This window comes from Bacillus basilensis, assembly GCF_050630465.1.
In the GTDB taxonomy this organism is placed as follows: Bacteria; Bacillota; Bacilli; order Bacillales; family Bacillaceae_G; genus Bacillus_A; species Bacillus_A basilensis.
This window is the reverse complement of sequence record NZ_JBNTQO010000005.1, coordinates 129,678-142,973: the sequence shown is the minus strand read 5'-3', so window position 1 is coordinate 142,973 and position 13,296 is coordinate 129,678. Positions and strand designations below refer to the sequence as shown.

13 protein-coding genes, 1 riboswitch and 1 other annotated feature are annotated in these 13,296 nt (G+C 35.9%); of the genes, 1 reads left to right on the top strand and 12 read right to left on the bottom strand.

The features are described from left to right. Positions 1-44 precede the first annotated feature (44 nt). The 8 genes from ACQVV1_RS12670 to gltP all read right to left on the bottom strand — a co-directional run bounded on the left by ACQVV1_RS12670 (position 45) and on the right by gltP (position 7,365). Positions 45-677: a response regulator gene (locus tag ACQVV1_RS12670; protein WP_074542367.1), complete on the bottom strand. Its 633-nt coding sequence runs from the start codon at positions 675-677 to the stop codon at positions 45-47. Continuing rightward, positions 674-1,729, bottom strand: coding sequence for a sensor histidine kinase (locus tag ACQVV1_RS12665; protein ID WP_101165975.1), 1,056 nt, complete (start codon positions 1,727-1,729; stop codon positions 674-676). Before ACQVV1_RS12665 ends, ACQVV1_RS12670 begins: the two co-directional genes overlap by 4 nt. Beyond that, positions 1,729-2,469 (bottom strand): cell wall-active antibiotics response protein LiaF, encoded by a 741-nt coding sequence (gene liaF, locus ACQVV1_RS12660; protein WP_060630129.1) that lies wholly within the window; start codon positions 2,467-2,469, stop codon positions 1,729-1,731. Before liaF ends, ACQVV1_RS12665 begins: the two co-directional genes overlap by 1 nt. Positions 2,470-2,575: 106 nt before the next feature. Beyond that, the gene (locus ACQVV1_RS12655) at positions 2,576-3,238 is read right to left on the bottom strand and encodes a PspA/IM30 family protein (protein WP_242251153.1); all 663 of its coding nucleotides are present in this window, start codon (positions 3,236-3,238) and stop codon (positions 2,576-2,578) included. A 46-nt stretch (positions 3,239-3,284) separates the two neighbouring features. Further along, positions 3,285-3,641, bottom strand: a complete 357-nt coding sequence (locus ACQVV1_RS12650) for a lmo0954 family membrane protein (RefSeq protein ID WP_431168933.1) — start codon at positions 3,639-3,641, stop codon at positions 3,285-3,287. Positions 3,642-3,870: 229 nt separating this feature from the next. Beyond that, positions 3,871-5,187 (bottom strand): Na+/H+ antiporter NhaC family protein, encoded by a 1,317-nt coding sequence (locus ACQVV1_RS12645; protein WP_242251151.1) that lies wholly within the window; start codon positions 5,185-5,187, stop codon positions 3,871-3,873. A 95-nt stretch (positions 5,188-5,282) separates the two neighbouring features. Continuing rightward, positions 5,283-5,388, bottom strand: a riboswitch (SAM riboswitch). 120 nt (positions 5,389-5,508) lie between these two features. After that, positions 5,509-6,027: a ribonuclease FAU-1 family protein gene (locus ACQVV1_RS12640; protein ID WP_242251149.1), complete on the bottom strand. Its 519-nt coding sequence runs from the start codon at positions 6,025-6,027 to the stop codon at positions 5,509-5,511. Positions 6,028-6,093: 66 nt separating this feature from the next. Beyond that, the gene (gltP, locus tag ACQVV1_RS12635; RefSeq protein ID WP_242251147.1) at positions 6,094-7,365 is read right to left on the bottom strand and encodes a glutamate/aspartate:proton symporter GltP; all 1,272 of its coding nucleotides are present in this window, start codon (positions 7,363-7,365) and stop codon (positions 6,094-6,096) included. Between the two features lie 494 nt (positions 7,366-7,859). Between gltP and ACQVV1_RS12630 the strand changes: the two genes are divergently transcribed. Next, positions 7,860-9,140, top strand: a complete 1,281-nt coding sequence (locus ACQVV1_RS12630) for a murein hydrolase activator EnvC family protein (protein WP_242251145.1) — start codon at positions 7,860-7,862, stop codon at positions 9,138-9,140. A gap of 254 nt (positions 9,141-9,394) precedes the next feature. Here the strand turns inward: ACQVV1_RS12630 and ACQVV1_RS12625 are convergent, their stop codons facing one another. The 4 genes from ACQVV1_RS12625 to cobA form a co-directional block, all read right to left on the bottom strand. Further along, positions 9,395-10,747 (bottom strand): sodium-dependent transporter, encoded by a 1,353-nt coding sequence (locus tag ACQVV1_RS12625; RefSeq protein ID WP_431168932.1) that lies wholly within the window; start codon positions 10,745-10,747, stop codon positions 9,395-9,397. Between the two features lie 112 nt (positions 10,748-10,859). Further along, positions 10,860-11,108: a binding site (T-box leader), on the bottom strand. A 61-nt stretch (positions 11,109-11,169) separates the two neighbouring features. After that, complete coding sequence (locus ACQVV1_RS12620; RefSeq protein WP_431168931.1) at positions 11,170-11,787, bottom strand: NAD(P)-binding protein; 618 nt, start codon at positions 11,785-11,787, stop codon at positions 11,170-11,172. After that, complete coding sequence (locus ACQVV1_RS12615) at positions 11,762-12,517, bottom strand: sirohydrochlorin chelatase (protein ID WP_309259890.1); 756 nt, start codon at positions 12,515-12,517, stop codon at positions 11,762-11,764. Before ACQVV1_RS12615 ends, ACQVV1_RS12620 begins: the two co-directional genes overlap by 26 nt. A gap of 1 nt (position 12,518) precedes the next feature. Then, positions 12,519-13,295: a uroporphyrinogen-III C-methyltransferase gene (cobA, locus tag ACQVV1_RS12610; RefSeq protein ID WP_309259889.1), complete on the bottom strand. Its 777-nt coding sequence runs from the start codon at positions 13,293-13,295 to the stop codon at positions 12,519-12,521. Position 13,296 lies beyond the last annotated feature (1 nt).

Below are 13,296 nucleotides of genomic sequence, written 5' to 3'. Positions count from 1 at the left end.
TAATCAGTGGGAATAACCCCCCCACTGATTAAAGTTTCACTTTATCATTTCGTCAATTGATGTCTAAACGCATAAATAACCGCCTGTGTCCGGTCACTTACATTTAGCTTATTTAATATATTACTCACATGCGTCTTTACTGTTTTGAGGGCAATAAACAATTCATCTGCAATCTCTTGATTACTTTTCCCCTCTGCAATTAATAACAAAATTTCAGACTCTCTTTCTGTTAACTCCTCATGCAAAGGTTGTTCTTTCTTCTGACGCATACGAGACATCATTTTACCAGTAACTTTTGGCTCTAATACTGTTTCTCCATCATAAGTAGCCCGTACAGCGTCCGCTATATCACTCGCTCTTGATGTTTTTAATAAATAACTTGTCGCTCCGGCCTCAATAACAGGATACAATTTCTCATCATCTAAAAAGCTCGTTACAACTACAATTTTCGCTTCTGGCCATTCCTGAATAATAGCACGTGTTGCTTCAACCCCATCCATCTCATCCATTACAAGGTCCATCAAAATAATATCCGGTCTTAATTGCAATGCTAACTCTGAACCTCTTCTTCCATTTTCAGCTTCTCCGACTACTTCAATATCTGGCTGCGTTGATAAATATGCTGATACACCCATTCGAACCATTTCATGATCATCTACTAGTAATACTTTTATCATGACTCTCCCCCTCTCTCAATCATAATCGGTACTTTCACTTCAATTTGTGTACCTTTATTTGGAAAACTAAGCACTTTTAATGTACCACCAATTTCATGAACTCGCTCTTGCATTGATCTTAAACCATATGAACCGGCCTTATTAACTCCAACTTTAAAACCGACACCATCATCAATTATCTTCAATATTGCATATTGTTCAATTTTGCGTAAACGTACTTCCGTTTTCTTTGCCTTCGCATGCCGTAATGTATTAGACAGCGCCTCTTGGACAATACGGAATAAGTGATCTTCTACACCTTTTTTTAATTGAATTGGTTCAATTAACCATTCAATTTTCATATGTTGCTTTCTAGACAGTTCTGTTAATAATTCTTCTATACCCTCTGTTAATTTCTTACCTTCTAACTGCACTGGGCGTAAATGAAGAAGCAACGCTCTCATTTCTGACTGTGCATTTACAACCATATTCTCAACGAGTTGCAACTGCTTTTTCGTCGTTTCTGGAAATTCAGCTACTTGTTCATTAATAGCCGACATCATCATCGACATTGCAAAAAGCTGCTGACTTACAGAATCATGCAGCTCCCTCGCCAATCGATGCCTTTCTTGGGAAATCGCTTCTTGTCTCATCTCTTCATTCCAATGAGCTCGTTCATTCGTTACCTTTTGAAAGAGTCCAGCTTGCTCCTCTAATCGACGAGCCAGAACGATTACTTTTCGTTCCACTTCATGAAATTCATCATCTGCAGTAAACGAAACATCGCTCGGAAAATTCCCTCGCTCTACTTCAAATAGAAAAGTATTTAATCCTTGTATGCGCTGCTCTATATAGTAACCGATTGCATATCCTACAATCCCCCCGATAAGTAAACTTGTAGTCATAATAAACAAGCCAATTGGAACAGAAGCGATGGATTCCTTCCATAATAAATCATACACTTGTTGTTCGCTTTTCCATACATATACAATTGTACAAATAAGTGCGATACTAACAGAGGACAACATAGAATAACGAATATACATCCACGAAATATTTTTTTGTTTCTTCATTATACTTTCCTCACTTCCGTATCGCCTACGACAAGCGAAGAAATAATTTTAATACGACGAGGAGCTTCTTTATACTGCTCTGTTCTAAATGTAACATTGCGATTAAAACCTGTCTCTTCATGTCCTGGCAAGAGCACACGTCCAACAATAACAGAGTGATTTAAAGACAGTTCAATATCATATGGCACATATAAACGAATATTTCCAACGATGCCTCGAATAACAATTACTGTCTCCCCTTCTGGAATCATAGCAGTTGTTAAATCTATTTCCACATCACAAGCACCATATTGAACATTTATATCCTCAAGTTCATAAATATGATCCATCATTCGTACATTACCTACAAACATATTTTTTACATATGGTTCTGTACGATATATTTGCTTCTCTTCATCTATAATCCCTTTTTCTTTAATTTCAACCTTCATTGCTTTTTGCTGATGTCCTTGTTGAATCAATTGATAACCAATTAAAGCTAAACAAGCAAATACGACAAGAACAAATGCCGCTGATGAAAATAAGAAGAATAAAAATACGATACCACCAACAAATAAAAATACATTTCCTCGTACATAACGATTCTTTTTACGATAATGCCTTCCAAACATAAGCATAATAAATGCAAAAATGAGACCACCTGGTTCAAAATGTCCAAGTATCATATCAAGAAAAAGACCGAATCCAAATATGATGAGGAGCATCCCCATTAATTGTGTTTTTGAAAAATGCTTCTTCATTTCAGCTCCCCCCTTCTTGTCACATATACATAGAAGAAAAGGCATTGCTTTCCAACACCTTTTCTCCTATCACTATATCATAAGCCTGTTTTATAATATACTACTATTATTTTGTTAACTCTTTCGTTAACGATACATCATTCTTTTCTTTCATTTCACGCTCAAGCTTTGCAATTTTCATATCAAATGTGTCACGTTCATGCTCTTCATTCATACGAGTTTCTAAGTCACGAATGTGATCTTCAATTTCTTCAAATCGTAAGAACGGATTATTTTCATCCATTTTATGCATAGCAGTATTCATACGACGATTTGCATGTGCCATATTTTCACGTGCCATTAGTTCCATACGCTTTGCGTGCATTTCTTTTAATTTATTTTTCATCTCAGAAAGACGACGCTCTAACTCATCGATTTGCTCTACAACACCTGCATACATTTCTTCTAATCGAGTTACTTGCCCTTCATAATAAGCTACCTCTTCTAACGCACGTTCGTGCAATTGGATTTCGCCTGCTTCTTGAGCGATGATAGCCTGCTTTGATCTTTTATTAACGAAATAACGCGCTTGCTCAAGCTCACGAGCAAAATTAGATTTTAATGTTTTATGACGCTGAATTAACTTCTCAATTTTTGTTATTTCACGCTCACTATCGCGTAAATATTGATTTAACATAGCAATTGGATTTTTTCTTTCTTTCTCATCTAACACATTATGAAAATCTGCTAAAATTGCATCGCGTACACGTCCGAATAAAGATTGTTTCATTATAATCTTCCTCTCTTCTACTTTATAAATTTGATTTATTTTAATATTAGTTTTTCATTAACTTGTTCCACTCATCTTCAAAGTTGCTATATGGTTTAGAACTTTCTGAAGCAGAATCAACAACTACATTTTTTTCTTTTTTCCACTCACGGTATCCGTAGTATAAAGCTACTAATGCTGCGATACCGATTAATGCTGGGGAGTGCGAAAGTGCAATAGATAAACCGATTAAACCTACAATACCCCAAGCTAACTTTCCAAAAAATGATTGTGCTCGCACAAATGATTTATAGCTCCAGTACACAACTCCTGCTCCGATTGCGAATCCTACAATACCAGCAAGACTACCAAGAGCAATTAAAGCCAAAATACCGGCCGCGATAAACGCTAGAAATTGTTTCATCTTGTGCTTGCCTCCCTTCGATTTGATACTCTTATCTTAACTATTTTTTCTTTTTTCCATAACGAGCTTAAGAACCGTTTTCGACTCAGACTTAAGACCGAGTTGCATTCAGCCTTTTGTAAAAACATACGGTAAGATAGGTTGATTCACTCTTTTATCGCACATAAAAAGCCGTACAGAGAACATTCTCTGTACGGCTTTCGTTACTATTCATAAACTTCATTTTTCATTATGCTGTTTTATGATACTCTTTCTTTCCCGCCACTTTAGAAAACCTCGGGAAACCAATTAATATAGAAATGATCCCACATACTCCAACTAAGATTGGATAAAATGCATATGGTAACAATTCAATCGGAGATAACGCTGCAAATCCTGCTGCCGTTAACATTTGCGCACCATACGGAATTAATCCTTGCACACAACATGAGAAAAGGTCTAATACACTCGCTGATTTACGAGGATCAATTTCATATTGATCTGCAATGTTTTTCGCAAGCGGACCTGTAAAGATAATAGAAATTGTATTATTCGCTGTACACATATTCGTCATACCTACTAAACCAGCGATACCGAACTCTGCTCCTTTTTTTGAACGAATGTTACGCGTTAAAATATTCATTAAATATTGAATGCCACCATTATATTGAATCAATTCGACCATACCGCCAATTAAAATAGCAAGTAATACTAACTCCATCATACCGCCCATTCCAGTCGTTACACTTTTAAAGAAACTCTCTAACGTATAACTTCCATCTAAAAGACCGATAACCCCAGATAGTACAGTTCCACCAGTTAACACGATAAGTACATTCCAACCAAGTAGCGCTGTAATAAGTACTCCTGCATACGGTAAAATCTTTATCCAGTCAAAGCTATGCGCTTTAATCTGCGTATCGCTTCCTAAAGTAATGATTACTAATAGTACAATTGTAATAATGGCTGCTGGTAATACAATTAAAAAGTTCGTTTTAAACTTATCTTTCATTTCTGTTCCTTGTGAACGTACAGCTGCGATTGTTGTATCTGAAATAAATGATAAATTATCACCAAACATCGCTCCACCAACAACAGTAGCCATCGTAAGTGCAATTGAGATATCAGTTTGACCACTAATACCTACAGCAATTGGTGCTAATGCGGCAATTGTTCCCATTGAAGTTCCCATCGCTAATGAAATAAATGCCCCTATAATAAAAATTCCAGCTACGATAAATCCTTGCGGTAAAATTGATAACGCTAAGTTAACTGTAGAATCAACGCCGCCCATCCCTTTTGCCGTTTCAGAAAATGCTCCTGCAAGTACAAAGATTAAAACCATAATCATAATATCTGGGTTCCCTGCACCTTTAGCAAATCGTTCTACTTTGATATTAAAGCTTTCTTTACGATTCATTGCTAAAGCGACTCCTACAGCAATTGATATTGCTACAAGTATCGGCAATTTATAGAAATCACCTGTAATAATTCCAGAACCAATAAATAGCGCCAAAAATATCCCAAGTGGTAATAATGCCAAACCATTTCCTCTCGTTTCTTTCAAAGTACCATCTCTCCCTAGTTTCAACCTTTTTTCTACTGAATAACAAAAGACCTCTTCCAACGAGAAGAGGTCTTATACATCTATAAGAAACACTCTTCTCATCTTTCAAGCATATGCTTGCTGGATTTGGCACAGCACTCTGAAATCGAGTCCGCTGCCGAGGCATCGTAGGGCCAGTCCCTCCGCCTCTCTTTATAAGAAGGTTTCATATTTATTTTTTAATAATAATTTCTTCCCTAACTTTACTCGCTTACAAAACAAAAGTCAATTATTTTTTGTATAGATTTTTTTGGTAATTATACAAAAATTTGAATACCACAATCATTTTAACTTTTTGATTTCTTCATCCAATATTGAAATCCAATAAAATTCATTATTTTTTATTGCCGCTATTATCCACTTCGTAGTGTACCAAGCTAACTCATACTCTCCTTTTGTAACATCACCACATTTATAAGCATCCTCTAACTCGTCTTCATCCAATATATACATCTTACCGTTCGGCAATAACACTACATCTAAATATAAATCATCAAAATACGGTAAACCACGGTCATCTATTTCATATTTTTTCGTCACATCAATGTAATATTGTATTAATTTTTTTTGATCATCTAACATAGCTGTAATCGCAAAGTTTTTCCCGTCTATGAAATATTGAATCCACATATACTGATCCCCTGCAATACAAAGTTCTTTACCATCATATTCTTTACAACTAGGTTCTCTCACCTTTTTTATTTCCAGTATTCCTAGTATTCCCTCTTCTATGTTCTTAACCGTATAATCTTTCTCTATTAGTCGCTTCCAGGAAGAACCGTCACCATATTTACGTTTCATTACGTCCGCTCTCCTTCTATATAGAAAAGCCCTCACATATTATGTGAGAGCTTTTTCAAATTATAATTAAGCTGCTTGCTTATTAGAAATTTCCTCTAAATAAGCTTGTCCTTTTTCAGCATCATACTGACCTTCCCACTTAGACATAACTACAGCTGCTAAAGAGTTACCTACAACGTTAACTGCTGTACGAGCCATATCTAAAATACGGTCAATACCGGCGATGAAGGCTAAACCTTCAGCTGGAATACCTACTGTACCAAGTGTCGCTAATAATACAACGAATGATACGCCCGGTACACCCGCGATACCTTTTGATGTAACCATTAATACAAGTAATAATGTAATTTGTTGAGAAATAGATAAATCAATACCGTACATTTGTGCTAAGAAAATAGCTGCAATTGCTTGATATAAAGTTGATCCATCTAAGTTAAATGAATAACCTGTCGGAATAACAAAAGATGTAATTGCTTTCGGACAACCGAACTTTTCCATTTTCTCCATGATTTTCGGTAAAACTGTTTCTGAACTTGCTGTTGAATACGCTAAGATCAGTTCGTCTTTTAAAATTTTAAAGAATTGGAAAATATTAATTCCAAATATTTTCGCTGTAAGTCCTAAGACAACTACTACGAAGAAAATCATTGCTCCGTATACTACAATTAGTAATTTCCCTAACGGAATTAATGAAGCTAAACCAAATGTAGAAACTGTAACACCAATTAATGCGAATACACCAAATGGCGCAAATTTCATAACTTGGTTCGTTACGTAAAACATTGCATCAGCTACACCTTGGAAAAATTGAAGAACCGGTCTTCCTCTTTCACCAATTGCCGCTACACCTAAACCAAATAGTACAGAGAAGAAGATAATAGCAAGCATATCTCCGTCAGCTAATGACTTCATAATGTTCGTTGGAACAATATTTACAAATGTATCTGCAAATGAATGACTTTGTACTTGCTCTGTCGTATGTGTATATTTCGAAATGTCTGTCTTTGTTAACTGCTCCATATTTACGCCTTTTCCTGGTTGGAAAATATTAGCAATTAATAAACCGACAATAATTGCAAGTGTTGTAATAATTTCAAAGTAAATAATTGTTTTACCGCCTAGTCGGCCTAATTTTTTAACATCACCAACACCAGCTACCCCAACAACAATACTTGCTACAACAATCGGTACAACGATCATTTTAATTAATCGGATGAAAATATCACCAATTGGTTGTAAATAGCTCACCACTGCCGGATTGCCAAAGAAAATCGCCCCAACTGCAATACCTAGCGCAAGACCAATTAATATTTGCCATGCAAGTCCTATTCTTTTCATACTTGTTGTAACCCCCTCTTCGATGTTTCACTCTATCTCTCATTCTATCTCTATAAAACTTGAAATTAAGAGTATTACATATTATTCGACAATTCACTACATTTTGTCCCTGTTAAAAATCATAAATCAAAATTTAAAATCTGACAACAAAATAACTTTGCTCGAATGCAAATAATTTTCTTGACAAAAACAAAACCCATGTCAGAAAACCTCACATGAGAACGATCCCTTACTAGTGTTTTATTGGGTTTCCATCTAATATTTCACTATATAAAACAAATCTATTTTTCCCTTTATTTTACAAAATAACTTAAAAATACATCCTTCTTACACAAATTTCAAAAATGCACCTAACATGAAATTTATCGTTGAAAGATGATAAATTCCGACAAAACTTAGCAATTTTATAAAATTTTCTTTACATTATGGTTACAACGATAGACACTCTTCTTCTTATGATATATAACATTCATAGGGAAAGGAGCCAGACAACCATGAAAAAGAAATTTGCAGCGTTCAGCGTTTTAGCAGCAGGAACAATTTTTGTTTCTCCGTTACTTTCACCCGCATACGCTGAAACGAATCAAGATAAATTATCTAATATTCAATCTGAATTAGAAGGAAAACAAAATGACTTACAAAATAAATCAGCCGAGAGAGAACAAATAGAAAAGGAAATTCAAGAATTACAAAAGAAAATCGACGATTTAACTACTTCTATTAATAAAAACGAGGCTGAATTAAACGATACAAAAAAAGAAATTGATAAAACACAACAAGTAATCGCTGAAAAAAAGAAACATATAGAGCAATTACAAACAAACATAGATACACGTCAGGAAGTTATTAAGCAACGTTTGCAATCTATGCAAGAAAAACCTCGTACAAATATCATTACAGAGGTATTAACAACTTCTACAAACATTGCTGATCTTGTTGATAATATGTACTCTGTAAGTTTAATTTTAAACAACGATACCGATATTGTGAAAAAACAAACAACTGACCAAAATGCTGTGACGAAAGAAAAAGAGGCTGTTGAGAAAAAAGAGCAACAACTAAAAGAAGCTGAACAGAAATTAGCTCAAAAACAACAAGAGTTGCAAACGAATCAGCAACAGCAGCAAACCTTTATTAACGATCTACATACGAAAGTAGCAAAAGTAGATTCAGAGATTGAAGGATTAGAAGAATCTAAAGGTATTTTAGAAAATCAGCGTCAAGCTGTTCAAAAAGCAATTGAAGAGGAAAAACGTGCCGAAGAGGCTCGTAAAGCTGAGGAAGCCCGCAAGGCAGAAGAAGCTCGTAAACAAGCTACTACATCTGCTCAAAAAGCTCAAGCAGCTCAAGCAGCTCCAACACCACACGATACAAATATTGGCGGCTTTATTAAGCCAGCAGCTGGATCAAAAACTTCTGGGTTTGGCGTGCGTTCTATAGATAACCATAAAGGAATCGATATCGCAGCTTCAGGAACCGTTCCGATTATTGCCGCTGCTGATGGCGTTGTTATTCGCTCAGAATTATCATCTAGTTATGGAAATGTTGTGTACTTATCTCACCGTATTAACGGAAAAACATACACAACAGTATATGCTCATATGAGTAGCCGTTCTGTATCAAATGGACAAACTGTAAAACAAGGAACTCAACTTGGATTTATGGGGAACACTGGTCAATCATACGGACAGCATTTACACTTCGAACTTCACCTTGGAGAATGGAATGTCGGCAAGACAAACGCAGTTGATCCATCTCCTTATATCGGATTATAGAAAAAAACTCGGTGCATACCGAGTTTTTTATTTACACTTCACACACTATAGGCATTCCACATAGACTACAACTAAATGCCTATATTCTACAGGGTGAATCATATGAATACACAATTACAGCAAAAAAATAGAAGAAGATAGAGAAACTTACATTGGCCGGCTATTTACATTTGGCGATTCAGCATTATTTTTAATCGGATCATTCCTCGTAGTCATCACAGCTTATAAAGCATATAATCGCTTATTAAATACACCTACAGCATAATAAATACGCCTATCGCATTTAAAAACACAATAATTACAGTTACTGGAATAACATAACGAAGCAAGAAGAACCAAATATTAAATAATGTTTTCCCTTTCGTTTCCGTAACTTCTAATTCTTTCATTAACATTTCTTTACTCATTTTATTTGGTACAAATAACGAAATAGCTAGTACTCCTAGCGGCAGCAATACGTTACTTACTGAGAAATCGACTAAGTCAAAGAATGTTTTCCCAAATATTTTCACGTCACTCATAACGCCAAACGATAATGCTGACGGGATTCCAACTGCAAAAATAAGAATACCGATTAATAATGATGCTGACGGACGCTTTTTCTCATTATCTTTCGCAACAGATGCTACTACAATTTCAAGCATAGAAATCGCAGATGTTAACGTTGCAAAGAAGAATAAAACTAAAAACATAATGAAGAAAAATTGTCCAAATGGTATTTTCGCAAATACTGCTGGAAGGACGATAAACAGTAATCCCGGTCCTTCAGTCGGCTTAACGCCTAATGCGAAAATCGCTGGGAAAATTGCTAATCCTGCAAGTACTGTAATAAAAACAGTTAAACTTACAATAGATGTTGCTGATTTAGCTAAATGTTCTTCTTTCTTCAAATACGAACTATACGTTACCATTACCGAGGCCCCTACTGTTAGCGAGAAGAAAGATTGTCCCATCGCATATAAAATCGTATCTGCTGTAAGCTTTGAAAAATCTGGTTTCAAGAAGAACTCTACTCCTGCAAAAGCACCATCAAGTGTTAATGCACGAACAATGATCGCAATAAATAAAATAAATAATAACGGCATCATATACTTACTTGCTTTTTCTATCCCTTTTTCTACACCTTTACTTACAACAAAAATAGTGCAAAGCATAAAGAGAAATTGCGCTCCAATCGCACTTGCTGGATTTGAAATCGTTTCACCAAACAATTTCCCATAATCAACAACACCATTCCAGAAGCTTCCTGTAACACTATAGTATAAGTACAGTAAAATCCATCCACCTACAACACTATAGAAAGAGAGTACACTAAAACAAGTTACAACTCCCATACGACCAATCCAAGGATACAATTTACTATTTGGTACGAGTACTTTATAAGCTGTAACTGCCTCTTTTTGCGTACTACGTCCAATAACAAATTCAGCTAAAAGAAGCGGCATACCTATAAATAAAGTTAATAGTAAAAATACAAGGAAGAATGCGCCTCCCCCGCCATTACCTGCAACATACGGAAATTTCCATATTGCACCAAGACCTACTGCGGCTCCGGCTGCTGCGAGTACAAAGCCTATTTTCGAAGTCCATTGCTGTGTTTCTTTCATCATAATTTCTCCTTTTCTGAATATTTAAACTTTTGTTAATTATACACTTTCATTTCATACTCGCACACCTCCTTTAGAAAATAAAAAAAGTCCCCTACACGCAAATATGCATGTAGAGGACGATATATGTAATGTTAATACCGTGGTACCACCTCAATTGGATTGATAAATCCCACTTGTTCAAGTACAGGAAAAACTCCGATACTCTATCCTTTTAACGGCGGAACCCGGGTTGCCTACTACAATGTTCAACATACCTCTCGCAAGCCCATTCTGTATATTTTATCGTACCGGGCTCACACCTTACCCCAGCTCTCTGAACGTATCAAATATACATACTCTTCTTGCTCATCGATTTCATCTATTGAAGTTACTTGTGATTATAAATTATATTTTTATAGTTGTAAAGTACAATTTATTCATTATCCTATATGAACTGTTCTCTCTAATTCTTGTAAAAACAATTCTCTTTTTTGTTCATTTTGAACATATATCGACTTTAATACCTCTTGCAACAATATATTTTTCTGCCTTTTCTCTATTTGTAATGCTTTCACTTTTACTCTAACTTCGTATAAAAAATCAAGATACGCTTCATACGCCTCATCATATTTATTTGCGATATCATCACGAATTTTTTTTGCAAGTTTCGGACTTGCCCCTCCGGTAGAAACAGCCACATTCAGTAACCCACGATGAATCGCTGCCGGAAAATGAACATTACCACTTTCCGGGTTCGTAATAACATTTACTAATTGATTCTCTGCGCTATCTTCAGCAATTTGTTCATTTAATACAGCATCACTACTCGCTGCAACAACTAAAAAGGCGTCTTTAATATCACTTTTTTCATACTCCCTTTGATACCAACGAATTTTCTTTTCTTCTACAAGTTTCACTAAATTCGCATCCAATTCAGGACTTATCACAACTATATCTGCACCTTGTTTTAGTAAAGGAATAATTTTAAATCCCGCGACTTTCCCTCCACCAATGACAACAACACGTTTCTTCTCAACTCGCACTGTAAGTGGATACATATTGATCTCCCTTCAATAATTTCTTCGTTTTCTGAATTAACATGTACTGAAACGCTCCATTCTTTCCTAAATACGGACTTATTTTTATCTCATCCAACTCATATTGGCGCACTTCTTTTTCAATATGTTTCATAAGTAAACCTGTAAATAATAAGTAAGGCAGCACAACGATGTTCTTTTCTTTTCGTTCTACAACTTCCTTTAACTTCTCCTCAAATTTTGGCTCTGCAGCCGCTAAATAACAAACTTCTACTTTTTTAATCTTCTCTTCCTTTTGAAATAAAGAAGCGATCCAGTTTATATCTCTTAATACTTCAGGATCACTACTCCCTCTTGCAACGAGAAGTAACGTCACTTCATTCTTATCTTCCTGTTCAATGCCACTTCCGCTATACACCGATTTAACAAGTGTTTCTGATACACCAAACGGGTTACCATAGGTCACTTTAACATTCGAAAATTGATTAGTTAACTTCTCCAATTCAAACGGGATATCTGTTTTCACATGACCTGCCGCTAATAAAAAAACTGGAATAACAATAACCTCTGTAGCACCACGCTTCACACATGTACGGAATCCTTCATCAATAGTTGGACTCGCTAACTCTAAAAAACAAACTTCTTGAATACTTGCCTCTACACGGTTCATGCATGACGTAATAAATGCAACCGCTTCTTCTTTAGCTGCTTTCAAGCGACTTCCATGACATATATATAAGACGGCTTTCATTTTATAACACTCCACTTACTTGATACGTACTTTCTGTCTGTTTCTCAAACCAATGGATTTTTTCTCTAAAACGGACGACTTCTCCAATTACAATCATGCTCGGATTTTGAATTTGTTCTTTTTTCGCAACATCTACAATTGTTCCTAATGTCCCTACAACTGTGCGCTGCATAGATGTGGTTCCACGCTCAATAATAGCAGCAGGCGTCCTTTTATCTTTTCCATGCTTCATCAGTTGTTCACATATGTAGGGTAAATTGCTAACCCCCATATATACAGCTAAAGTCTCTACACCTTTCGCTAAATTTTCCCACTTCACTTCCTCTTCAGCATCTTCTTTCCTATGCCCTGTCACAATAGCAAAACTCGCACTTGCATCACGATGCGTCACCGGAATACCAGCATATGCAGGTGCAGCTATTCCAGCTGAAATACCTGGGACAACTTCAAATGGTACACCTTGCTTTGCTAGCGCTTCCGCCTCTTCTCCTCCTCTACCAAATATAAATGGATCACCGCCCTTAAGCCTCGTTACAACTTTTCCTTTTTTCGCATATTTAATAAGAAACGTATTAATTGTCTCTTGCTTCATCGTGTGATAATTCGGGAGTTTCCCGCAATAAATCAAATCCGCTTCAGGCTTTGCGTATGATAGCAACTCTTTATTCACGAGACGGTCGTATAAAATAACATCTGCCTTCTCAATACACTTCAATCCTTTTACAGTAATTAAATCTGGATCACCAGGGCCTGCTCCAACGATATATACTTTTCCCATC